Origin of the sequence: Campylobacter sp. CNRCH_2007_0968H, assembly GCF_025773245.1 — a bacterium.
GTDB classification, from domain to species: Bacteria; Campylobacterota; Campylobacteria; order Campylobacterales; family Campylobacteraceae; genus Campylobacter_D; species Campylobacter_D lari_D.
The window spans coordinates 48,757-73,663 of sequence record NZ_JAKMTQ010000002.1; the positions used below are offsets into that span (position 1 = coordinate 48,757).

Annotated in this window: 23 protein-coding genes; 7 read left to right on the plus strand and 16 right to left on the minus strand. The window is 28.9% G+C overall.

Annotation, left to right across the window (positions count from 1 at the left end; translation table 11 throughout):
- The first annotated feature begins 43 nt into the window (after positions 1–43).
- From L8Y18_RS01480 to rseP, 6 genes are read left to right on the plus strand one after another with little or no spacing between them, the layout of a single operon-like run.
- Positions 44–1,102, plus strand: coding sequence for a quinone-dependent dihydroorotate dehydrogenase (locus L8Y18_RS01480; RefSeq protein ID WP_220566636.1), 1,059 nt, complete (start codon positions 44–46; stop codon positions 1,100–1,102).
- Positions 1,099–2,352: a M16 family metallopeptidase gene (locus L8Y18_RS01485; RefSeq protein WP_263664879.1), complete on the plus strand. Its 1,254-nt coding sequence runs from the start codon at positions 1,099–1,101 to the stop codon at positions 2,350–2,352. The genes L8Y18_RS01480 and L8Y18_RS01485 overlap by 4 nt, the downstream gene beginning before the upstream one ends.
- Positions 2,342–3,238 carry a 4-hydroxy-tetrahydrodipicolinate synthase gene (gene dapA, locus L8Y18_RS01490; protein WP_133319239.1) on the plus strand — a complete coding sequence of 299 codons (897 nt, stop codon included), beginning with the start codon at positions 2,342–2,344 and terminating at the stop codon, positions 3,236–3,238. Before L8Y18_RS01485 ends, dapA begins: the two co-directional genes overlap by 11 nt.
- Positions 3,238–4,017 carry an enoyl-ACP reductase gene (locus L8Y18_RS01495; protein WP_087689753.1) on the plus strand — a complete coding sequence of 260 codons (780 nt, stop codon included), beginning with the start codon at positions 3,238–3,240 and terminating at the stop codon, positions 4,015–4,017. Before dapA ends, L8Y18_RS01495 begins: the two co-directional genes overlap by 1 nt.
- Positions 4,018–4,055: 38 nt before the next feature.
- On the plus strand, positions 4,056–4,592 hold the full coding sequence (gene pgsA / locus L8Y18_RS01500) for a CDP-diacylglycerol--glycerol-3-phosphate 3-phosphatidyltransferase (protein WP_263664880.1): 537 nt from the start codon (positions 4,056–4,058) through the stop codon (positions 4,590–4,592).
- Positions 4,589–5,695 carry an RIP metalloprotease RseP gene (gene rseP / locus L8Y18_RS01505; RefSeq protein WP_263664881.1) on the plus strand — a complete coding sequence of 369 codons (1,107 nt, stop codon included), beginning with the start codon at positions 4,589–4,591 and terminating at the stop codon, positions 5,693–5,695. Before pgsA ends, rseP begins: the two co-directional genes overlap by 4 nt.
- On the opposite strand, the gene L8Y18_RS01510 is transcribed toward rseP, so the two are convergent.
- From L8Y18_RS01510 to L8Y18_RS01585, 16 genes are read right to left on the minus strand one after another with little or no spacing between them, the layout of a single operon-like run.
- Complete coding sequence (locus tag L8Y18_RS01510) at positions 5,692–6,522, minus strand: hypothetical protein (protein ID WP_133319242.1); 831 nt, start codon at positions 6,520–6,522, stop codon at positions 5,692–5,694. The genes rseP and L8Y18_RS01510 overlap by 4 nt on opposite strands.
- An 11-nt stretch (positions 6,523–6,533) precedes the next feature.
- On the minus strand, positions 6,534–7,907 hold the full coding sequence (locus L8Y18_RS08665; protein WP_133319243.1) for a methyl-accepting chemotaxis protein: 1,374 nt from the start codon (positions 7,905–7,907) through the stop codon (positions 6,534–6,536).
- Positions 7,882–8,388, minus strand: a complete 507-nt coding sequence (locus tag L8Y18_RS01520; RefSeq protein ID WP_263676127.1) for a PAS domain-containing protein — start codon at positions 8,386–8,388, stop codon at positions 7,882–7,884. The genes L8Y18_RS08665 and L8Y18_RS01520 overlap by 26 nt, the downstream gene beginning before the upstream one ends.
- Positions 8,389–8,447: 59 nt before the next feature.
- The gene (gene mnmC / locus L8Y18_RS01525; protein WP_263676128.1) at positions 8,448–10,283 is read right to left on the minus strand and encodes a bifunctional tRNA (5-methylaminomethyl-2-thiouridine)(34)-methyltransferase MnmD/FAD-dependent 5-carboxymethylaminomethyl-2-thiouridine(34) oxidoreductase MnmC; all 1,836 of its coding nucleotides are present in this window, start codon (positions 10,281–10,283) and stop codon (positions 8,448–8,450) included.
- On the minus strand, positions 10,280–12,220 hold the full coding sequence (locus tag L8Y18_RS01530; protein WP_263676129.1) for an N-acetylmuramoyl-L-alanine amidase family protein: 1,941 nt from the start codon (positions 12,218–12,220) through the stop codon (positions 10,280–10,282). The genes mnmC and L8Y18_RS01530 overlap by 4 nt, the downstream gene beginning before the upstream one ends.
- A complete protein-coding gene (locus L8Y18_RS01535) occupies positions 12,213–13,310 on the minus strand; it encodes a nitronate monooxygenase (RefSeq protein ID WP_263676130.1) in 1,098 nt (365 codons plus the stop codon). Before L8Y18_RS01535 ends, L8Y18_RS01530 begins: the two co-directional genes overlap by 8 nt.
- Positions 13,310–14,512, minus strand: a complete 1,203-nt coding sequence (gene tyrS / locus L8Y18_RS01540; protein ID WP_220566337.1) for a tyrosine--tRNA ligase — start codon at positions 14,510–14,512, stop codon at positions 13,310–13,312. Before tyrS ends, L8Y18_RS01535 begins: the two co-directional genes overlap by 1 nt.
- A gap of 13 nt (positions 14,513–14,525) precedes the next feature.
- Positions 14,526–16,715, minus strand: coding sequence for a RelA/SpoT family protein (locus L8Y18_RS01545; RefSeq protein WP_133319249.1), 2,190 nt, complete (start codon positions 16,713–16,715; stop codon positions 14,526–14,528).
- Positions 16,699–16,917, minus strand: coding sequence for a DNA-directed RNA polymerase subunit omega (locus tag L8Y18_RS01550; protein ID WP_133319250.1), 219 nt, complete (start codon positions 16,915–16,917; stop codon positions 16,699–16,701). The genes L8Y18_RS01545 and L8Y18_RS01550 overlap by 17 nt, the downstream gene beginning before the upstream one ends.
- A gap of 9 nt (positions 16,918–16,926) precedes the next feature.
- Positions 16,927–17,652 (minus strand): UMP kinase, encoded by a 726-nt coding sequence (gene pyrH / locus L8Y18_RS01555; RefSeq protein ID WP_133319251.1) that lies wholly within the window; start codon positions 17,650–17,652, stop codon positions 16,927–16,929.
- Between the two features lie 55 nt (positions 17,653–17,707).
- On the minus strand, positions 17,708–18,883 hold the full coding sequence (locus L8Y18_RS01560) for a murein hydrolase activator EnvC family protein (protein ID WP_263676131.1): 1,176 nt from the start codon (positions 18,881–18,883) through the stop codon (positions 17,708–17,710).
- On the minus strand, positions 18,880–19,686 hold the full coding sequence (locus L8Y18_RS01565; RefSeq protein WP_133319253.1) for an ABC transporter permease: 807 nt from the start codon (positions 19,684–19,686) through the stop codon (positions 18,880–18,882). The genes L8Y18_RS01560 and L8Y18_RS01565 overlap by 4 nt, the downstream gene beginning before the upstream one ends.
- Positions 19,673–20,329, minus strand: a complete 657-nt coding sequence (locus tag L8Y18_RS01570) for a cell division ATP-binding protein FtsE (protein WP_039625813.1) — start codon at positions 20,327–20,329, stop codon at positions 19,673–19,675. The genes L8Y18_RS01565 and L8Y18_RS01570 overlap by 14 nt, the downstream gene beginning before the upstream one ends.
- A 46-nt stretch (positions 20,330–20,375) precedes the next feature.
- Positions 20,376–21,566: a tRNA (guanosine(46)-N7)-methyltransferase TrmB gene (gene trmB, locus L8Y18_RS01575; protein ID WP_263676132.1), complete on the minus strand. Its 1,191-nt coding sequence runs from the start codon at positions 21,564–21,566 to the stop codon at positions 20,376–20,378.
- On the minus strand, positions 21,566–22,774 hold the full coding sequence (locus tag L8Y18_RS01580) for a fibronectin type III domain-containing protein (protein WP_263676133.1): 1,209 nt from the start codon (positions 22,772–22,774) through the stop codon (positions 21,566–21,568). Before L8Y18_RS01580 ends, trmB begins: the two co-directional genes overlap by 1 nt.
- Positions 22,728–23,690: an RluA family pseudouridine synthase gene (locus L8Y18_RS01585; RefSeq protein ID WP_263676134.1), complete on the minus strand. Its 963-nt coding sequence runs from the start codon at positions 23,688–23,690 to the stop codon at positions 22,728–22,730. Before L8Y18_RS01585 ends, L8Y18_RS01580 begins: the two co-directional genes overlap by 47 nt.
- 72 nt (positions 23,691–23,762) lie before the next feature.
- On the opposite strand from L8Y18_RS01585, the gene L8Y18_RS01590 reads away from it, so the two are divergent.
- Positions 23,763–24,872, plus strand: coding sequence for an FtsW/RodA/SpoVE family cell cycle protein (locus tag L8Y18_RS01590; protein ID WP_087700555.1), 1,110 nt, complete (start codon positions 23,763–23,765; stop codon positions 24,870–24,872).
- Positions 24,873–24,907 lie beyond the last annotated feature (35 nt).

A 24,907-nucleotide genomic window follows, 5' to 3' on the forward strand; every position in this document is an offset into this window, starting at 1 on the left:
CATTTTTTTAGTAAAATATGCCATTTTATAAAAAAGGAAAAATATGACTTATGAAAGTTTAAAACCTTTAATATATAAATTAGATCCAGAAAATGCCCATGCTTTAGCTGAATTTAGCATGCGAACGCTAGATTGTATATTTCCTGGAGGACTTAGTTTTTTTGCAAAAGATTGTATAATAAATGATGAAATTTTAAATCAAGAAATTTTTAATTTAAATTTTTACAATCCTGTGGGCTTAGCAGGTGGCTTTGATAAAAATGCAACTATGATAAGACCGCTAAGTGCTTTAGGTTTTGGTTTTTTAGAATATGGAACTTTCACCCCAAAACCTCAAAATGGCAACGAAAAACCTAGACTTTTTAGACTTGTTGAACAAGAAAGTATTCAAAATGCTATGGGTTTTAATAATAAAGGTAAAGATGCTATCGCAAAAGAAGTAAAAAAAGTCTATCCTTTTAGCATACCTTTAGTAGCAAATATAGGCAAAAATAAAATCACTCCAAATGAAGAAGCTATTAATGATTATATTATTTTATTAAAAGAATTTAAAGATTTGTGCGATTTGTTTGTGATTAATATATCCTCTCCAAATACCAAAAATTTAAGAGATTTACAAAGTGAGGAATTTGTAAGCACCCTATTTAATCAAGCAAAAGAAATCACAAAAAAACCTGTGATTTTAAAAATTGCTCCAGATATGAGTATAGATAGTGCAATTTCACTTTGCAAAAGTGCTATTAGTGCAAAAGCTGATGGTATTATCATGGCAAATACTAGTATAGATTATTCTTTAATTGATAATACAAGAACCTTTGGTGGAATTAGTGGTAGATTAATCACTCAAAAAAGTGCGACATTTTTTAAAGAAGTAGCTAAAGAAATTTATCAAGATACTATTTTAATAGCAAGCGGTGGTATAGATAGTGCTGAACTTGCTTATGAACGCATTAAAAATGGGGCTAGTTTGGTTCAAATTTATACAGCTATGATTTTCAAAGGACCAAGCATTGTTAAAAATATCAATCAAGGATTAATTGAACTTTTAAAACAAGATGGTTTTAATCATATTAGTCAAGCTATAGGAGTTAATTTTAAATGATTAATTATAAAAAAATCACCCTTGAAAATGAACTTGAAATTTACACTTTACCTGTAAATAAAAAAAGCGGGGTTATAAGTGTAGATATTTTTTATAAAGTTGGCTCAAGAAATGAAAAAATGGGAAAAAGCGGCATAGCTCACATGCTTGAACATTTAAATTTTAAAAGTACAAAAAATTTAAAAGCAGGCGAATTTGATGAGATAGTCAAGGGTTTTGGTGGAGTGGATAATGCAAGTACTGGTTTTGACTATACGCATTATTTTATAAAATGCTCTAGTGAAAATTTAGACAAATCTTTGTGGCTTTTTGCTGAATTAATGCGTAATTTAAATTTAAAAGATGATGAGTTTCAGCCTGAAAGAAATGTAGTTTTAGAAGAAAGGCGTTGGAGAACTGATAATAATCCTTTAGGATATTTATATTTTAGATTATACAATCATGCCTTTTTACATCATCCATATCATTGGACTCCAATAGGCTTTTTTAAAGATATACAAAATTGGAAAATAGAAGATATACAAGATTTTCATCAAACTTTTTATCAACCCAAAAATGCTATTTTGCTTGTGAGTGGTGATATTAATGAAGATGAAGTTTTCAATCTTGCTAAAAAACATTTTCAAGATATAAAAAACACCAAAGAAATCCCTATAGTTCATGAAAAAGAACCTGAACAAGATGGTGCTAAACGCGTGATCTTGCACAAAGAAAGCGATACGCAACTACTAGCACTTGCATACAAAATTCCTGCATTTAATCATGAAGATATGCCAAAACTTTGCGCATTGAGTGAGCTTTTAGGAAATGGAAAAAGCTCATTAATAAGTGAAATTTTAATTGATAAATTAGAACTAATCAATGAATTTTATGCCTATGCAAGTGAAAATATAGATGAGAATTTATTTATATTTATTTGTGTTTGTAATGAAGGTATAAAATCAGAAGATGTTGAAAAAGAGCTTTTGAAAATTCTTGAAGATGTAAAAAATGCCAAATTTGATGATGCTATCATGGAAAAAATCAAAAATACCGTAAAAAGTGATTTTATTTTTTCACTAAGCAATGCAAGTAGCGTTGCAAATATTTATGGATCTTATCTTGCAAAGGGTGATTTAAAACCTTTGCTTGATTATGAAAAAAATATAGAAAATCTAAGCAAAGATGATTTAATTCATTGTGCTAGAAAATACTTCAATGAAGACAAATCTACAACAATAATCTTAAAAAGGGGTGAAAATGGACAATAACATCATCATAGGAGCAATGACAGCTTTAATAACTCCGTTTAAAAATGGAAAATTAGATGAGCAAACTTACCATAAACTCATCAAAAGACAAATCGCAAATGGAATTGATGTGGTGGTGCCTGTTGGAACAACCGGAGAAAGTGCCACCTTAACCCATGAAGAGCATAGAATTTGTATAGAAATAGCACTAGATGCATGCAAAGGAAGTTCTTGTAAGGTTTTAGCAGGAGCAGGAAGCAATGCCACACATGAAGCTGTAAGTTTGGCTAAGTTTGCACAAGAGCATGGAGCTGATGGAATTTTAAGCGTTACTCCATATTATAACAAACCCACACAAGAAGGTTTATATCTTCATTATAAAGAAATAGCAAAAAGTATAGATATACCTGTACTTTTATATAATGTCCCAGGAAGAACAGGGTGTGAGCTTCAAACAGAAACTATTATAAGATTATTTAGAGATTGTGAAAATATTTACGGAGTAAAAGAAGCTAGTGGAAGCATTGATAAATGCGTTGATTTGCTAGCGCATGAACCTAGAATGATACTTTTAAGCGGGGAAGATGCGATTAATTATCCTATACTTTCAAATGGCGGTAAGGGTGTGATTTCAGTTACTTCAAATTTACTTCCTGATATGATTTCAAAATTAACTCATCTAGCTTTAAAAGAAAAATACATTGAAGCTAAAAAAATCAATGATGAGTTATATAATATTAATAAAATTTTATTTTGCGAAAGCAATCCTATACCTATTAAAGCGGCAATGTATATAGCAGGTTTAACCCCTACTTTAGAATATCGTTTGCCACTTTGCAAACCTAGTGATTGCAATTTAACAAAAATAGAAGCGATTATGAAAAACTATAATATAAAAGGATTTTAATGGATACTTTTTTTCAAAATAAAACTTTAGTAATTAGCGGCGGAACAAGAGGGATTGGTAAAGCTATTGTATATGAGTTTGCAAAAGCGGGAGCCAATGTAGCTTTTACTTATAATTCTAATGCAGATTTAGCTCAAGAAATTGTGAAAGATTTAGAAAATAATTATAAAATCAAAGCAAAGGCTTATGAATTTAATATACTTGAACCAGAAACATATAAAGAGTTGTTTGAAAAAATCGATCAAGATTTTGATAGAATAGATTTTTTCATCTCTAATGCTATCATTTCAGGTCGTGCTGTTGTAGGTGGATATACTAAATTTATGAAATTAAAGCCAAAAGGTATTAATAATATTTTCACAGCAACCGTAAATGCTTTTGTTGTTGGAGCACAAGAAGCGGCAAAAAGAATGGAAAAAGTTGGCGGGGGTAGTATATTATCTATTTCTTCAACAGGAAATTTAGTTCATATTGAAAATTATGCTGGTCATGGCACAGCTAAAGCAGCGGTTGAAGCTATGGCAAGATATGCTGCAACCGAGCTTGGTTCTAAAAATATCCGTGTAAATGTAGTTAGCGGTGGACCAATTGATACTGACGCGCTTAAAGCATTTACAAATTATGAAGAGGTAAAAAATGCAACTATCAATCTTAGTCCGCTAAACCGCATTGGACAGCCACAAGATCTAGCTGGTGCATGTTTATTTTTATGCTCTGATAAGGCAAATTGGATCACAGGCCATACTTTGATCGTAGATGGTGGCACCACCTTTAAGTAATATTACCTTAAGGGTGCTTTATAAAGGATTTTAAAAGTATGAATTTACCCAATATCTTAGCTTTTATAAGGATATTATTAGCTCCACTTTTGTTTTTTTTACTTATTAATGATTTTGAAAATATCCATCCTAGTTGGGTAAATTATTTTTCTTGCGTTATTTTTAGCATAGCTGCTTTAACTGATTTTTTCGATGGCTATATTGCAAGAACTTGGAATCAAACTACTAAACTTGGAGCTATTATAGATCCTTTAGCAGATAAAATGCTTATTCTAGCTGCATTTTTAGGGTTATTACTTACGCAAAAAGCTGATCCATGGATGGTTTACATTATCTTAGTAAGAGAATTTTTCATCACCGGCTTTAGAGTGGTTATGGTAAGTGAAAAATTTGATGTAAGTGCTTCTTTTGCAGGCAAAATAAAAACAACCTTTCAAATGATAGCTATTATATTTTTAATCATGCAATGGCCTTTTGCCAATACATTGTTATTTATTGCTTTAGTGCTTACACTTTATTCAGCTTTTGAATACATACTAGCTTATGTAAAACATTTAAAAAAAGGTATAAATTGAAATCATATTTATTTTTATTTATTATCTTAGCTATTGGCTTTAAATTTTATTCTTTTAGTTTTTTAATAACACTTTTAGTGATATCTTTTTTAATTTTTTTTCACGAATTAGGACATTTTTTAGCTGCAAAACATATGAGAGTTGATGTAGAAATTTTTAGCATAGGTTTTGGAAAAGCTATTTTTAAAAAAACTTACAAAAATACAGAATATCGCTTATCCGCCCTACCATTTGGTGGTTATGTTAAGCTTAAAGGACAAGATGATTTAAATCCTAGTGAAAAAAATTATGAGCCAAATAGCTATAACACTTTAAGTCCTTTAGCTAGAATTTATATACTTTTTGCAGGACCATTTTTTAACTTTTTTCTAGCATTTTTACTTTATATAGCCATAGGTTTTTTAGGAGTTCAAAAACTTGTGCCTGTTGTTGGAGATATAGCGCCAAACTCAGCTGCACAAAAAGCAAATTTACAAATTGGTGATAAAATCCTAGCTATAGATGGGGTTCAAATTCAAAGTTTTGAAGAAATTGGCAAACTTGTTCACGCAAAACCAACCCTGCTTGATATAGAACGCGATAATAAATTTATCAATATCACTTTAACACCGCAAATTGACCAAGGCTATAATGAGTTTTATCAAAAAGTTCAAAAACCTCTTATTGGTATAGCACCTAAGGGTGAGTTTGTTACTATTTATCACTCAGGAATTAGCAGTTTAAAATATGCTTATGAAGAAAGCATAGATGCTTCTTTGCTTATTTTTAAAGGTCTTGCTAAAATCATCAGTGGGGAATTAGATGCTAAAAATATGGGTGGAATCATCACTATGGTGGATATAACCTCCAAAGCAGCAAATACTAGTATAGTAGTTTTATTTTTAATCACAGCTTTAATTTCCATCAATCTTGGAGTATTAAATTTACTTCCCATTCCAGCACTAGATGGAGGACATATACTTTTTAATCTTTATGAATTAATTTTTAAAAAAGAAGTACCAAAAGTATGTTTTGAATATCTTAGTTATTTTGGCATGGCTTTACTTTTAAGCTTAATGGTATTTGTAACTTACAACGACATTACTCGTTTTATAAGCAATTAATAAGTCCTAGTAGCAAAATCATAGCGATTAAACTCGGCTATACTATTTTTACGATAAAAGCTATTATAAAATTGCTTACTTAAACTTTGTTCATAATTTAGTCTAAACTTAACCCACATTGCCGTTTGATCTTTTGCACTTGTTTTTTCATCTTGATAATTAAGTGATAAATCCAAAATAGAAATTGGAGAATAAGTAATGTTATACTGATTTTGTGTTTCTTTCATGTTAGAATTTACATTTAAAACATTTAAATAAGGTAAATCAAATATAACCCCAAACTCTGTACTATCATCACTATTATTTTCTTTTATATCATAATGATTAGCATATGCTTTAAAATATTGACTAAATTGCAATTCAGCACCAAAACTATTTTTTGCATAAGCTTGTTTATATTGATCGTTAAAATAATTAAAACCAAAATTGATTTCATCAAATTCATAACGATTAATAATTCCCAAAGAATAAGCTTGCTCTAACTGCCCTATTCTTGCTTGTTTTTCTAAAAGTAAAGTAGCATTATCATAATCTAAAATTGAGTTGATATTTTTAATATTTACATTTAAAGCGTTATAATCTAAACTAGCTTCTGTTTTATCCTTTGAGCTTAAATTTAAAACCTGTGCTAAAGAATTACTAGCAAAAGTACCAAAATCAACATTTTGAGCTTGATACTCCTGCGGTTTTTGAAAAAATACTTGTTTGGAAATTGCATTTGTTTTTTGTTCTTTAGTTATATTAACATCACCCTCACTTAAGCTTTCTTCTAAATTAGAAGCAAGCACATTTAAACATATACAACTTAAAAAAATGTATTTTTTCATTTAACCTCTTATTAAATATGTTTTTTATGCTCTATTTCGCTTATCATTTTTTCATTTATATCTTGAATTTGCTTAATATGTGCATAAATTTTTCTTTCCTCTTTGACTATTTGATTGTTTCTTATATAATCAAATAATTTTTCTATATAAGAATTTAAATTTTGATTTAAAACATAAATATTACTTGTAGAATCAAATTTGGCTAAATTTTTATCTTCTATATCTTCTATTTTGGAATTAATCACACAAGAGCAAGCTAGATATGTTTTTAAGCAACACTCTAAATAAAGCAATATTTTATTAGTATCAACACTTGTCTTAGAAATCTCATCTAATAAAATTTTAGCTTTTTCATCAACACCGGTAAACACCTCTTGAAATTCTTCTAAACTTGAGTTAGATTTTTTAGCAACTTTATAAGCTTCATTAGTTATATTTTTAATATTACTCATTTGCTCTATTGATACTTTAATCATCACAGAAATTTCTTTGGCGGCCTCTTGAGTTTTTTCAGCTAAATGTCTTACCTCATCTGCAACTACCGCAAAACCTCTACCATGCTCTCCTGCACGAGCTGCCTCAATAGCTGCATTTAATGCTAAAAGATTTGTTTGCTCTGTAATATCTTCTATAATAGATATAAAAGAAGAAACATTATTAATTTGCTGTGAAAAAGTATCCATTAAAGTATGAATTTGAGTGATATTTTCACCTAAATTTTGCAAATCGACTGAAATTAATTCTGCATTTTTGGCACTTTTTGAAGAATGAGTAGAAATATCATTTGCCTGCTCATATATATCATGCATAGTGCTTGCATTATCATTTAATTTCACATTAATCAAAGCTAATTCTTTTTGCAAAGAATCTGACATATCCTTAGAAACATTTTCAACGACAATACTTCTTATGGATAAATTTTGAGTTTTTTCTATTTCTAAAGTAGCTTCATTAATAATTTTAGCATTATATGCGAAAGTACCCATTAAGCCTTCTAATCTTGCTTTTCTATAAAATCTTTGTTCTTTTACAGCTAAAATAGCATTAAGAATTTCTCTGTTAAAAGCCTCCATTTGATCAGCTAAATCATTCACAACCCAACTTAATTTTCCTACTCCAGATTTTGGAACAGCTATATGAGTAATTCTTGCTTCCAAATTTCCTTTTGTAAGCTCATTTAAAACTTGAGTAATCCTTAAAACTTCTTTATTTCTATAATAAGCACTAGCAAGCCCAAATAACACCACTAAAGTTCCAATCACACAAAAAATAAAACCAAAAATATTATTTTCTACTATTTCCAAGATTGCCATCAAACAAAATAAAAATAAAGCAAAATAATTTACAGATTGATTGATATTATATTGATAAAACCAATTCTTCATAACTCATCCCTTTTGTATTTAAATAATCATCAAGTTTCTTCCTTGATGCACCTTTTCCACCTTTTTGCTCTTCAATCAAAAGCTCTTTGTATAATTTTTCTATTTTTTCAACTGCTTCTTTTTTGGGTTTTAAACGCATAGAATAATACCCAACAACTTCTCCTTTGGAATCAAACGAAGGACTGACAAAAGCCAAAACCCAGTAAAATGATCCATCTTTTGATAGATTCTTAACATAAGCTACAATCTCTTTTTTACTCTTAAGTCTTTCCCAAAGTAATTCAAAAACAACTTTTGGCATATCCGGATGACGCACTATGTTATGAGGTTTTCCCAATAATTCTTCCTCACTATAGCCCGAAAGAGAAATAAAGATTCTATTGCAATATATGATTTTTCCTGTAGTATCTGTTTTGGAAATAATCATTTGTCCGTCATTGAAAAATTTTTGATTATTATTTGGCAAAATTTTTCTTTTCATATACCCTCCTTAAAATATTAATTTTAATATACCAATATATAAAATTAATAAATCAAGGATTAAATAAGTCCTTTTTTAAGCTTTCTAATTAAGAATCTTGCAGGATGTAAGGCATGTAAAAATTCTTTTTTTATTCTTGGCTCATCAAAAATCAATGAGCTCATCACTCTAGCACAAACAATAGCACTAGCAAAAGCTCTAGATCCATGAGCAATAGAAAAATACAAAGGAATAAAATCATTTGGTATGACTTGATTTTTATTTTTATGCCATAAAAGTGCTTTATAATTTTGCATATAAAAATTTTCATCATAGGCTTGACCTACTATGGCAAATCTATCACTAGAATATGATCTAAATCCTACTTTACCGCCCATTATCTCTAAATTTTCATCATGTAAAAACTCTTTTACATTTTCAATATTTTGCAAATCATCATTTTTTAAAAGCGTTGTATCTTGATTAAGCCTATCATAACTTGCGCCAATAAGTTGTAAATTAAGCTCCTCATTAATAGGACAAATATATCCTTTAGAAGATAAGGCATGCGGGTTTTTTAAAAATGGTTTTAAATGAGTACATTGACCTCTTACACTACTTAATTTCATATATTTATACTCTAAAAAATTCTTAACATCAGCACCTTGAGCATAGATTAACACATCATAATCTTTTAAAATTTTTTGATTATTAAAATTTAAAAAAAACTTTTCATTTTTATAAGAATAATCTTTAAATTCATACTCAAAAAATACCCTAGCCTTGCTTTTTTGCAAAAGTGTCTTCACAAGCTCTTGAGGTTTTATACAAAATCCATCTTTTAAAAAGGCTTGATTGTTAATAATTTCAAATAAAACATTATCTTTTTGACTATCAAAACGCTCTTGCATAAGCTCATTATGAGCAAATTCATAAACCCCTTGTGGAGTTAAATTTAAAATTTGTCTATAAAATCTACTTGCTTCTAAAAAAGCATATTGTGAAAACTCACCCAATAAAACATCGGGTTTTAAAATCAAAGAGCTTAAAATTCCATTGATATTTCCAGAAGCGCCTTTTCCTAATGAATTTTCTTTTTCAAAAACATCTACTTGAACATTTCTTAAAGAAAGCTCATAAGCCATGCTTGCTCCGGCTATACCTGCTCCGATAATAGCTATTTTTTGAATCTCTTTTTTTAAAGATGGGGTATTAAAATATGCAAATTTATCTTCAAATTCTAAACCATTAAAAATGGCTTGTATCATTTCTCTTTTTCTAAAACCTTTTATCTTTTGCACTTGAAAATTGTTGTTAATTAAAGCCTTTTTTAAAACACTAGCAGAAGAAAAAGTTAAAATCTTAGCATTTATTTTTGAGTTTTTAGCAACATTGTTTATAATATTATCATCAAACATATCTTGATTTTTAGAAGGTGAAAAACCATCTAAATACCAAATATTTGCCTTAAAGTCTAAATTTTGTAGATTTTCTTTAGCATCACCAAACACCAAATCTAAAAAACAATCTTGAAAATAAAACCTATAAACTCCATCCTTACATGGAGGATAAAAATTTAAAAATTGCTCTAAAACTTCTTTAAATTCCTCATAAAAACCAAGTTTTTTATAAATTTCTCTTAATTTATCTTTTTCTATATAAAAATTTTCAAAGCTAAGATAAAAAAGTCTTTGATTGTGTTTTTTTTCTTTTAAAAAACGCTTTAATGTAAGAAAGAAATTTAAGCCTATACCAAAACCAAGTTCTGCTACAATAGTTTGTTTGTTTTCAAAGTCAAAAGCATTTGTATATATAAATTTGCTTTCACTTAAACCATCACTAGAATTAAAATAATAATCATCAAAATCCAAAGAAAAAGGCGCATTATTTTTTATAATAATATTTGCTTTTTTCATTGATTCTTATAAAAATAACTTTCAATTCCATTGGCAATACCAATGGCTAATAATTCTTGGAAATTTTTATTTGTCAATCTATTTCTTTCACTAGGATGACTAATATAACCTGTTTCAATCAAAATCGCTGGCATTTGTGCTCCTACTAAAACCCAAAACGGAGCCTCTCTAACCCCGCCATCAACAACTTTATATTTTTTTCTTACATTGCTCAAAATTTTTTTCTGCACATCGATAGCTAATTTATTTGAAGCAACTATTTTTTCACGATTTAAAAAATTTAAAAATGTTTGCTTGGAAAAATAATTCATTTCTTCAAAATCTGATTGATTTTCTGCTTCAGCAGCTTTTTTACTTCTTTCGCTTCTTGCAGGAGATAAAAAGAAAGTTTCAATTCCTTGTAAAGTCTTAGCTCTTTGTTTATTTGGTGCTGCATTTGCATGGATAGAAATAAACAAATCTGCCATTTTCTCATTAGCCATGGAAGTTCTATCTCTAAGGTTTATAAATTTATCAGTACTTCTTGTGTAATAAATTTTATATCCTCTTTTTTTTAGCTCATTTCCAAGTTTTAAAGCCACACTTAAAACTACATCCTTTTCTCTAACACCCTTATCTCCTAAAGTTCCTGGATCCTTACCTCCATGACCTGGGTCAATTACTATAATTTTGCCTGATTTTTTGATAGTAGCTTTTGCTGCTTTTGAAGTATTTTTTACTGGCGTTTTTTTAATCTTTTTCTCAAATCCTACAAATAGCTCATCATCATCCAAATCAAGACTAGTCTTAAAATCACTAGTAGAATTTAAAACAATTCTTACTGTAGTTTTATTAAACTGCACTATTGTGATAGATTGATTTTTATTAATATCAATTTTTTTTCTATCGCCTTCTAGAATGGCTTCAAAACTCACAATAGAGCGATACATTTTACCATCTTTAAAAGAGTTGATTTTAATATCTTCAATATCAATATCATTGTTTAATTTTAAATTAACACCACTTTTATCTTTACTTGATTTTAAAATATATAAAGGTTCATTTCCAACAACTTCTTTTTTAACTTCTGTTTTTTTAATCTCGCTTTGTTTTTTAACTATAGGTTTAGGTTCTTCTTTTTTTTCTATTTTTTCAAGTCCCATAAAAAGACTTTGATCTTTAAGCTCTATTTTTACTTTTAACTCTTTTTTAGAACTCAAAACTAAACGCATGCTAGTTGGATTAAATTGTGATACAATAATATCAAAATCTTTAAATTCAAAATTTCTCTTTGGCCCTTTTAAAATTCCATCAAAATCTGCAACATAACGAAAATTATCACCTTTTAAAGTAAAATTTTTTATATCTTTTTGGCTAATTTTTTCACTCAAATCAAGCAAAACACCATTATCTAATTTTTTAACATCAAGAATAAAAAGCTCTTTTTGTACCGAAGTTTTTTTATCTTCTTTTTTATCTTCTTTTTTATCTTCTTTTTTATCTTCTTTTTTATCTTCTTTTTTATCTTCTTTTTTATCTTCTTTTTTATCTTCTTTTTTATCTTCTTTTTTATCTTCTTTTTTATTAGTAAAAGCGGTAGCATTAGTTTCGTTTTTTACTAGCTCTTTTTTTATTTTTTGATCTTGTATAACTTTTAAAGCATTTTTTAAACGCGAAATTTCTTCTTCATTTACTCCGCTTTCTTTAAGCTCTTGCACATAAGCTTTATCATCAAAACCTAAAAAATTTGAACTAATGATTAATCTTTTTAAAATCTCATTTTTTTCTTCATTATTATCATTAATTACGCTTTGTATATATAAAGATTTTAGTTGTTGATGTAATTGTAATTTTTCTTCTGCATTAGAGGTTAAAAAGTTTTGATCAAATTTTTTAACCTCTACATTAGCAAAAACACCAATATAAAATAATAAAAAAATAAAAAATATTCTAAGCATCTTCACCATAAACTAATTTTTTCATTAGTTCTTCTACACTAATAAGTTTATCTAATCTATACCCATTAGCTCCTGTAAAAAATAAACCTGTTTCTTTTTTGCCACTCCAAGCATCGTATAATCTATCCGCTATACAATAACCTACTTTAGTAGCTTCCTTACCTCTACCACATGGTGCAACGCAGTTGCTCACACAAGAAATTTTTGGCCCCATTCTTTTATCTACTAAATTTAAAAGATTGGTTCTTACTCCTCTTGCAGGATAACCAACCGGGGATTTTAAAAGCTCAATATCTTCTTTTTTACAATCAAGTAATACTTGTTTAAAATCATCACTCGCATCACATTCAAAAGTTCCTATAAAACGAGTTCCCATTTGAACGCCACTTGCTCCTAAAGACATCATCTTTTCTATATCTTGCTTATCCCAAATTCCACCTGCAGCAATCAGTGGTATGTCGCCCCAATTTTTAATTTCTTGCGCAACTTGTGGCACCACATTTTCTAATTGATATTCATCCATTAAACATTGCTCATAAGTAAAACCCTGATGTCCGCCGCTTTTTGGTCCTTCAACTATAACTGCATCAGGTAAGCGATTGTATCTACCTTGCCATCTTTTACAAATAATTTTTAAAGCCTTAGCTGATGATACAATAGGTACCAAAGCAACATTAGGATAATCTTGTGTAAATTCAGGTAAATTTGTAGGAAGTCCTGCTCCTGAAACTATCACATTAAAACCAACCTCACAAGCATTACGAGCAATTTGCGCATAATTATTACTTGCATATAAAATATTACAGCCCAAAGGTGCGTCTTTGCAAACCTTTCTAGCATTATCTATCAAAGCTTTTAAGCCTGCTTTTGAGTAAAAATTATCACTACCATAAGGTTTTGCATTAAGTTCTTTATCTATATGTGTTCTATTTTCATAATACCCAGTTCCCACTGAAGAAATAATCCCTAAACCACCATTTAAAGAAACTGCAGAAGCAAGCTTATCCCAACTTATACCAAGCCCCATTCCACCTTGAAAAATAGGATATTTTATCTCATGCTTTCCAATTTTTAAAGCTTTAAAACTCATTATATTACCTTTAATTTTGCAAATTTTCTTTTTCCAACTTGTATAATATATTCTCCACTTTCTAGTTGGTATTGTTCATTTTGAACTTTTTCTCCATTAATACTTACTGCATTAGAACTAATCAATCTTCTAGCAGCTGAAGTAGAGCTTTCCATTTTACATTCCACTATAGCTTTTGCAAGCCAAATACTACCTTCTAAAGTAAAACTTGGCATATCACTAGGAAGCTCTTTTGCACTATGAACTTTGTCAAATTCCTCCTTAGCTTTTAAAGCACATTCATTTGAGTGAAAACGAGCTGTTATTTCTAAAGCTAAATTTTCCTTAGCTTTTTTAGGGTGTAATGAGCCTTTTTTAATATCATCTTTCATTTGCGAAATTTCATTTAAGCTTTTTTCACTTAAAAGCTCATAATATCTAAACATCAACTCATCACTTATACTCAAAACCTTAGCATACATATCTTTAGCATTTTCTGTTACACCGATATAATTTCCTAAGCTTTTACTCATTTTATTTACACCATCAAGACCTTCAAGCAATGGCATCATCATTACCGCTTGCTCTTTTTGGCAATTATATACTCTTTGAAGCTGTCTACCCATTAAAAGATTAAATTTTTGATCCGTTCCACCCATTTCTATATCACTTTTTAATGCAACGCTATCATAACCTTGTAAAAGTGGATATAAAAACTCACAAATTGATATAGGACTTTGCTCTTTAAAACGCTTAGTAAAATCATCTCTTTCAAGCATTCTAGCAACACTAAAAGTCGAAGTAAGTTCTACTATACCAGCAGCACCAAGCTCATTTAGCCATTTAGAATTAAAATGAATTTGAGTTTTACTTGGATCTAAAATCTTAAAAACTTGCTCTTCATAAGTTTTAGCATTTTTAAGTACTTCTTCTTTATCAAGTTTTTTTCTTGTGACACTTTTTCCTGTTGGATCGCCTATTTGAGCAGTAAAATCACCTATTAAAAATTGCACTATAGCTCCATGCTTTTGAAGTAAAGCCATCTTGCTTAAAACTACAGTATGACCTAAATGCAAATCAGCGGCCGTAGGATCAAAACCAGCTTTTACAAAAAAGTTTTCGCCTTTTTCATAATAATTTTTTACCAAAGAAATCAATCTTTCCTCATCAATAATTTCTGCTATTCCTCTTTTAATTTCTTTAATAATTTCTTCAATATTCATTATAAAACCTTTTTTAGTGATTATTATATGCATCATTTAAAGATGTAAAATCTAAAATCTTATACCTAGCTTTTAATCTTTCTTTTGCATTTTCAACATCTATATTATTAGGTAATTCAACTTGCACTTCAAAATAATTTGCCACCACAGGCTCTGAATCGGCTGAATTAATACTTAAAACATTAATCTGCATTTTAGCCAAAGTAGTTAGAAAATCCGCTAAAGAGCCTTTTTTATTTTCTATAGAAACAATGATTTTGTAACTTTTTATCGAGCTATCATTCCAAGAAACAAAAACCATTTCTTTGTTATCTTCTATCATCTTCATTGCTTGTTCGCAAAGTTTATGGTGTATTGTAGCACTAGTTGAATGTCTAAAAGCGATGATTTCATCTCCTCTTTTAGGTCTACAACAATAATCAAAATTAATCGTAGTTATTTTATAATTAGAACCAATCACTATGCTTTCAAATTTTTGTTCATTTTGTTCAAATTTAGCTGCTTGATTTTGTCCTACATATTTTCTAAGAGCTATAATTACCTCTTTAAAATAATTAAAATCTAAAGCAATTTGTCTGAGCTTTTTATTAAATTTTTCTTTTTCAAGCCATTCTTCTATAAGTTTAGAATCTTTATTAAATGCCGTAGATAAAAGATTAATGGCAATTTTATTGTTTAATTCTTTTTTCTTTTGCTTACAAAAATCTCTTATACTAGCTCTAGCTTTTCCTGTTTTAACACTATCTATCCAAGAGCATCTAAAAAATTCTTCCTCTGAAGTTTCAATACTAACTATATCTCCATTTTTAAGCACAGTTAAAAGCGGGACTCTCATACGATTTACAAAGGCGGTTTTTGCATGAAGTCCTACTTTAGTATGAACCTCATATGCAAAATCCAAAGCCGTAGCTCCACGCGGTAAGGTAAAAATTTCACCTTTAGGAGAATATACTGCTATATCCTCAATATATAAACTATCCTTTGCATATTCATAAAGCTCAATAGCATCACAATCTTGTATATTATTTCCTTCTTCTTTACCATGCATAGAAATATCTTCAAGCCAATCTAAATTTGGTGTTGCAATATTTCCTTCTTTATATTTCCAATGTGCTGCAACGCCAAATTCAGCAGTTTTATGCATATCAAAGGTACGAATTTGAGCCTCTATGATATTTTTTGCATCAAAAAGTGTTGTATGTAAGGTTTGATAACCATTTTGTTTTGGCAAGGCTATATAGTCTTTAAATCTTGAAATCAAAGGATTAAAATGCGTATGTAAAATTCCCAAAGCCAAATAACAATCATAAACTTTTTCAACCAAAATTCTTACACCCAAAAGGTCTAAAACTTCATCAAGCCCCACACCTTTTCTTTGCATCTTTAAATAAATAGAATAATTATGTTTAATTCTTTTATGTATAACAAAACTACCTTGTCTAAACCCATTTTCCAAAAATAACATTTCTATTTTTGAAATAAATTCATTAAATCCAAGTTGAATTTGTTGATCTTTTGCATTTATATAATTATCAATTTGTGCATATTCATCAGGAAGCAAAAATTTAAAACTTAAATCCTCAAGTAAATTCTTTATACTTGAAATTCCAAGTCTATGAGCTATAGGTGCATATACCACTAAGGTTTCTTCGCTAATTCTTTTTTGCTTATCTTCTCGTAAATAATTTAAGGTAAGCATATTGTGCAATCTATCACAAAGCTTTATTACAAGCACACTCACATCTTCAACACCCGCTAAAAGCATATTTCTAAAAGTCAGAGCAGATTTTGCAAGTTTCTCATTGGAATTAGAATGAGTAAGATGATCTTCTCTAATACTAACTATTTTAGTTAAACCTTGAACTAATTTTGTTACTTCTTCGCCAAAATTTGCATTTAACTCTTCTTCATTACAATTTGTATCTTCTAATACATCATGTAACAATGCGGCTATAATCATAGATTGTATAGGACTCAAAAAAGCTACAAAAGAAGCTACTAATATAGGATGAACCGCATAAGGTTCTCCACTCTTTCTAAATTGTCCTTCGTGTTTTTGGATACAAAACTCCACTGCTTTTTCCAAAACAGCAGATTGTGGAAAAACCATAAAAAGAATTTCTTTTGCTCTTTGTAAATCCTTGCAATTTTTTACATCATCAACAAGTTTATCTAGCAATAACTCATCATTTACCAGCTTCAATAAATCCCTCTAATACGATTTTATCTTCTGCTATTTCATATAAAGCAATATCAGTATATTTATATTTATTTTTATCTAAATTTACTAAAGGTTCTGCGCCATTTGCAAGCTCTTCAGCTCTTTTAGCTACTACAAGAGCTAATTTGTATCTATCATCTTTTAATTTTTTTAATGCCTTTGCAGCTATTTGTTCTACTCTCATTTTTTACCTTTAATCTTGATTTTTAACAATAGAGCATAAGCTCATATCGCCTTGGATAATTTTTAATAAATTTCCTTCTTTAAACATATTACATACCACAATAGGTAAAGCATTATCTTTAGCTAGAGCTATTGCTGTATCATCCATAACTTTTATATTATCATGTAAAGCTCTTTCATAGCTTAACTCATTAAGCATAATAGCATCATCAAATTTTTTAGGATCTTTGTTATAAATTCCATCTACCTTAGTTGCTTTAATGATCATATCTGCTTGAATTTCAACCGCTCTTAAAGTTGCAGCAGTATCTGTAGTAAAATAAGGATTGCCAGTACCACAAGCAAAAATAACTATGCGTCCTTTTTCTAAATGTCTATGTGCTCTTCTCATAATATATGTTTCGCAAAATGCTTCCATTTGGATAGCACTTTGAACCCTCACATCAAGTCCAGCACTTTCTAATGCTTCTTGCATAGCTATAGAATTAATTACAGTAGCAAGCATACCCATATGATCGCCACTTGTTCTTTTTATAAGTCCATCTCTTGCAGCAGATACCCCTCTAATGATATTACCACCACCTATTACAATACCTACTTCAACATTTTCATGAATCAAACTTTTTATTTCAGAAGCTATATATTTTAAAATAGAATTTTCTATACCAAATCCATTTTCTCCAGCCAAAGCTTCTCCAGAAAATTTAACCAATACTCTTTTTCTTTTATTGTTCATTAAATTTCTCCTTTGATTTAAAACTATATCAAAATTCGCATTAAAAAAAACTAATTTATTTAATCATTTCCAAAGGATTGATATGAAAATTCTTTTGGGTTACTTCAAAAGTTAAATCACTTTCAACCCTACCTATAATATAACCTTTTTTGATATTTCTACCTACTTTAACCCCAGGGGCAATTTTATCTAAATGTGCATAAATAGTATGTATACCATCTTTATTTTCAACAATCACAACTTGCTTTAAAGTTGGAGTTGCTTTTGCAAAAACTACTTTTCCATCTAAGACATTTCTTACCGCAGCATTAGTACTATCACTTTTTAAAACTACATTTTCATTATAGATCTTAATATTATAAATAGGATCTATATAATTTCCAAATTTTTGCTTTACCGTATAAGATTCTAAAGGAGCTATTGTCTTAGGACCATTATATCGCTTAACACTGCTTGTTTGATAGCTTGAACCTACTTGTTTTATGTTTGAATTTGGCTTTTGATCATCCTTTTTTTGTGCTAATTTTTCTTCTTCTTTTTCTTTGATAATTTTTAATTTATTGAGTGTTTTTCTTAATTCTTGCTGTTGGGCTTGCAAATTAGAAAGTTTTCTAGTATAAATTTCTTTATCAGTTTTTTGTTTAGCTATTTCTTGCTCTTGTTTTTTTCTAAGGTTTTTGAGCTCATCAATTTGATCTTTATAAACTTTTAAATTATTATTAATTGTAGTAATTTGTCTTTGCTTTTCTTCTATTTTTTTGCTCACATCTTCATAATCTTTTGAAATTTGATAAAATTCTTCTTTGAAAATTTTATCCAAAACCCCAACTAACTCCAAAGCAATAATACTATCTTCACTTTCAATATAATTTTTAGGGATTGCTAAATCATAAGCAAAATCTTTAGCAATTAAATCAATTATTTTTCCTTCGATCTTATTTTTATTTTGCAAAAGATCTTTATTTTGTGCATTAAGCTGTTCTAATGCTTTTATTTGAGTTTTCACAGATCCTTCAAGTTTAGAAGTTTTTGAAGTTAAGGTGCTAATTTCTGAAGCAATTTTTTTTAAATTTTTCTCATTATCTAAAATTTCACTAGCTAAATCTTCTAATTTTTTAGATAATTGCTTTACTATGCGTTCATTTTCTTTAATGTCTTTTTGCTTTTGTGCAATTTCATTTGCAAATAAAACAGAAAAGGAAAATAAAAAAAGCAAAAAGCATTTTTTCATTTTCTAACCTTAAACATCACAAAATTCACACAAGCAAAACAAACACAAAGCATTGCTAAAAAAATCAAAAATAAATGCGTGAAAATACTTATTTTAGGTAAGCTAATATCTACACTTTGTAAAGCTAGTTTAATGGATTCAAGATCATAAACTTGGGTAAAAAATAATACAAGCAATAAAAATGCTATAAAACAATCAATAAAAACTATCTTATAAAGCATAAAAGATCTAAACCAAAATGGGGCACCAAGCAAGCACATGATTTCCACTCTTTGAGTATGCTCGAAAAGCCAAATTTTCATTTGTTTAAGCAATAATACAAAACTAAGCAATATTATAATAAACAAGAAAAACCATAATAAAAATTTCACTAAAACTAAAAGTTTATAAATTTTTGTATGCGTTTTTGCAAAAGTCTCCACTCTAGTAATGTTAGGATTTTTTAAAAGTTTATCTTTTAAAATGTTTAACTCATCTTCTGACAAAAGCTTATTAAGCTTTAAAGTATAAAATTTTGGCAATGTAGCCTTTAAAACCTCTATGTTTTTAGCTGATATATCATTTTTAAGTCTATCTATCATTTCATTTGGATTTAAAATTTCTAAAGACTGAAAATGACTTACTTGATCCTCTATGCTTTTTTTATCTAAGTGAGTTTTTCCTACTAAAATGATATTATAGTCTTTATTTAAAAGTTTTTCATAATATTCAATAGTTTTATTTGTAATAATCAAAAACTCAAAAGCAAACATCATCACCATTAAAGCAAATATTAAAGAAAGATGATTTTTAAAAGATTTCATTCATTCTCCCATTCTCTATATTAAAACGACGATAATCAAGTCTTAAATTAGTAGGAATTCTATGTGTAACAACTACCACGCAAGTTCCAAGTATTTCTCTGGCTGATTTTAACAAAGTCCATATAATATCTGAAGAATACTCATCTAAATTTCCCGTTGGCTCATCGCATAAGAGTAATTTTGGATTATGTGCTAGAGCTCTTGCCATGGCCACGCGTTGCTGCTCTCCACCTGAAAGTTGAGCTGGCTTTTTATCAGCTTTGAAAGTTAAATTTACATGCTTTAAAAGCTTTGCGGCTTGTTCTTTACATACATTTTTACTATAACCTTTAATCATCAAAGGTAACATTACATTTTTTTCTACACTAAATTCTTGAACCAAACGATAATCTTGAAAAATAATTCCTATTTTTTGCCTAAGCTGCAAAAGTTCAGCATTAGAAATATCCACTAAATCATTATTGCAAACCTTTAAATTTCCACTTATTGGCTCCAAATCCCCATAAAAAGATTTTAACAAAGTTGATTTTCCACTACCACTTTTTCCTGTGATAAAAACAAAATCATTATCTTTTAGCGAAAAACTAGCATTTTCTATAACAAGCTCATCATAACCAAGACAAAGCTTTTTGGCTTCTATCATCACTGCTTTTTCCTTATCATTTGTTTGATAATTATTTAAATCATTATTATTTAATATAAGAATACAATATTTCTCTTAATTTTTCTATAGCTTTTAAATTTTCTTTAGTTTTAAAAGGTTGCTCAAAGATAAATTCTATCTTTTGTAAGTTTAATACTATATAAACATGTTCAGGTTTATAAAAAGCACCAAAAGCTATTTTAATAACAAGTTCTTCATCTTTAATATACATTTTTTCAAAATGCAAGAAAAAATCTTCGCCTTTAAAAACTTCATTTTTAAAATTCTTTTTTATACAAGCTAATTCTTTTGTATTTAATTTTAAATCCTCAATAGCAAATTTTTGATTTTTATTCAAGCTTTTACTCTTGCTAAAACCACTAATGATTAAATCATATATATCTTTATTTTGTCTTTTCCAACGATCTTCATATTTACTTGAAATTTCTAAATTTTCATTTTTTTTGATTAAAGCTTTTAAATGTGAGAAAGTTAAAAAAGTCTCCAAAGTAAAATCAAAATACAAAAAACTATCCGTTCTAAGTTCAAATTGTCCATCTTCTTTTAAAACCCTAGCACATTCATTTACAAAATTTAACCCCACAACTCTACGGTGAGGCTTTTTATCCCAAGGAACAGGAAAATGCAAAAAGATTTTATCTACAAGATTAGATTCAAGTACGCTTAATAATAATCTTGCATCAGTTTCTATTAATAAAACATTGTTTAAATTTTCACTTAAAGCAAGTTTAGCTACTTGTTCTAATGCAGGAGTGTAAATTTCTATACCAATTATCAGTACATTAGGATTTTGCCTAGCTTGATAAAGCAAATGTCTACCGCTTCCAAAACCTATTTCAATATAAATTTGTTTTTTATTTTTTATTTGTTCTAAAATTTCTTTTAAATCATTAGCAATTAAAGGTGTTTTTTGGATTAACCTTGTGTGTTTTAGCGCCACAGCTTCACAAGCTACATCTTGAGTAAAATTTTCTTTAAATACAAGTAAAGCCTTTTGCAAATACCCAATTTGCGAAGGCTTAGTATGTTTTTCACCCTTTATAAGCCATTCTTGACTTTTTTCATCTTTTTTAATTTGTAAAAAAAATTTTTCTTGGTTTATACGCGTAAAAAGCAAATCAACATTTTCACCTTTAGCAAGCCATAAGAATTCAACTCCATCTTTTTCAAAAGGAAGTTGAATTTCTTTTAAAATTTTACACTTAAAATTTGGCATTATTTTACTGCTGTAAATTTATCAGAAGCTTTTGATTCTATGCCATTTGCATCAATTGCAATAACTTCATAACTATATACTTTTCCAGGAGCTGCAGTAATATCTTTTAATTGTTTAGATTTAATCTCTTTAAACACAGCATTACTTCCACCACCACTTCTTTTAACTATGTATTCTTTAGCTCTATCATCATTATCAATCCACTCTACTCTAATACCATCATCTTCAACAGCACACAAAACAATACTTGGCGCTAATGGTGCTCCTAGGGTAATACCTTCCACAGGCTCACTTGCTATAGGACTTTCCAAGCCATCTTTATCGACCATACTAACTTTATAATATCTTTTTTCAGCCACACCTTTAACCACATCTTCATAAGTATTTTCAGAAGTTTTAGCTACCACACTAAAAGGTAAAAAAGTAGTTGAACTTGAATAAATTTTATAATAAGCAAAATCAGCATAATCAATTTTATCCCAAGTTAAAATGATTTTTCTTGGTGCGTCTTTACTTGCTTGTAAATTACTTACCATAGGAGGAAGGGCTTTGGTAGTTGATTCTACTATTTTACTTGGAGTGCTTTTAATACCATCATAAGTTAAAGCTATGATTCTATATTGAAAACTTTCATCAGGTTTTAGCGAATCATCTATATATTCAGCACTTAAGCGATTTTTGATTCTAGCTAATTCTTTAAATTTCATATCTTTCATATTTGCGCGCTCAATGATGTATGAATTTACTCTTACATCAGGATGTGGTCTCCAAACTATTTTCACACGATTTGGCAACCCCACAATAGCTTGCACAAAAGGCACTGGATCAATCACTCTATTTGTAAAAGCTTCTATACTTACACCATCTTGAGAAACTTGTCCAAGTTCATTAAAGGTTTTCATGGAATAATAATACCTTGTATTTGGCTCTAAATTTGTATCAGTATAATGAGTTTGAAATTTATTTTTAATTTTTGCTATAAGCTCCATAGGTGCACCAGCTGCATTTGCTCTATAAATATAATAACCTGCTATATTTTGATCATACAAAGGTTCCCATTCAAACGCTATACTTGTAATATCACTTATACTTTTAATACTTGATATTTTTGGTAAAGTATCATTTACTTGAGCAATTTGCGGTGAACTTACGCTACAAGCACTAAAAGCTAAAGCAGAACTTAAGATAATCCAATGAAGTTTTTTCATCTATCTCTCCTTGTGTAAAATTTTCTTTTAAAATTTGATAAAAATCATCAAACATAGGAGCTTTTACAAACATCAACTCTTTAGTCCTAGGATGAATAAAATAAATCAAATACGCATGAAGCATTACTCTATTATACTTTATTTTTCCTTTATATCCGTATAATTGATCTCCTAAAATATATCGATTAAAATCTGCTAAATGCACCCTGATTTGATGAGTTCTTCCTGTGTATAACTTAGCAGCTATCAAAGAGCAATTTTTAGCGCTTAATAAATTTATAAAATCTGTTTTTGCATTTTTTGCTAAAGGATTTTTAGTATTTGTAGTAATTTTTTTAAGCCTATTGCTAGGACAACGCATAATAGCTTTTTCATTACTCATTTTATCATTTTTCAAAGGCAATTCACTCAAAGCAAGATAAAATCTACCCATACTTTTATCCAAAAGCTGATTTGCTAAAAATTGATGTGCTTGATTGTTTTTAGCTATGATGATAGCTCCACTTGTGCCCTTATCAAGTCTATGCACAAGCCCTGCTCTATACTCTCCATTTAAATTTGATAAAGCATAGCCCTTATGCAAAAGCCAATCCACCAAAGTCGCTTCTTTAACACTACTTGCACCATGCACGACAACATTAGGAGCTTTGTTTAAAACCAAAACATCATCATCTTCATATAAAATTTCTATATCAAACTCAGGCGTGTAGCTTTCTTTGGCTTCTTTTACTAAAGGTAAAAAAATACTTATTTCATCTTTTTGTTTTATTTTTTTAGAACTTTTATTTTCTATTTTTTCATTAATATATATGCAGTTTTCTTTGATTAGTTTAGCAACTTGCGAACGACTTTGCTTAAGTATATCTGATAAAAAAACATCCAATCTTTCTTCACAAAGTGATGAAATTTTTAGCATATTATATTTCCTTGTGATAAAATTTGCAATTTTAGCATATAATTATGTAATATTTTATAAAAAAGGGTAGCTTTGATAAAACTTGATAGAAGAATTTTAACACATTTTGACTTTGTACAACCTCTTTTAGTGTTACCTATCATAGCTATATCTTTTCTTTTAATTTATGAGGCAAATACGCGCTTAGCTGAAAAACAATTTATCTATACTTTAGTGGGTTTTGCAGGATTTGCGTTTTTTTTCTTTTTACCCTTAAGAAGACTAATGTGGCTTATACCTGTGTTATATTGGATTAATATAGCTTTACTTTTAAGTGTGGATATTTTTGGTGTTGAAAAACTTGGAGCTAGAAGATGGCTTGAAATACCTTTTACGCATTTTACCATACAACCTTCTGAAATTTTTAAGCCCTCTTTTATTTTAATGTTAGCTTATTTGATTTATCAAAATCCTCCACCACCTAATGGCTATGGCTTAAAACAATTTTTAAAGCTAAGTTTTTATATTTTACTTCCGTTTTTGCTTATAGCAGGAGAACCTGATTTGGGAACAGCTTTGGTACTTTTAATAGTAGGCTTTGGAACGCTTTTTATCATAGGGGTAAATTATAAAATTTGGCTTAGTATTTTTTTAGCTATAGCCATAGCCTCACCTATTATTTATAGTGATTTTTTAAAGCCTTATCAAAAACAAAGAATTCATGACTTCTTAGCTGAAGAGCCAAGTTACCATGTAAAACAATCCATCATCGCTATAGGAAGCGGTGGTTTGAGCGGAAAAAAAGCAGATGAAGCTACACAAACACATTTTAAATTTTTACCTATTTCTACGAGTGATTTTATCTTTGCATATTTGTCTGAAAGATTTGGTTTTATCGGTGCAGTTGTAATCATACTACTTTACACCTTACTCATTTTTCATTTATTGAGTTTAAATTATAAGCTCAAAGATGATTATTTTACAAGAGTGGTGACAAATTGCATTGCTTTATTTATTTTCATATATGTAGCGGTAAATATATCAATGACCATAGGTTTTGCTCCTGTTGTTGGTATACCTATGCCATTTTTTAGTCATGGGGGAAGTTCTTTTGCTACTTTTATGATTTTCTTTGGAATTTTACAAAATTTAATAACCTTTAGATATTTAGCAATAGAAAAAGCGGTAAAAATAAAATTCTAAATTTAAATTAAGGAAATAAAGATATAATAACATTT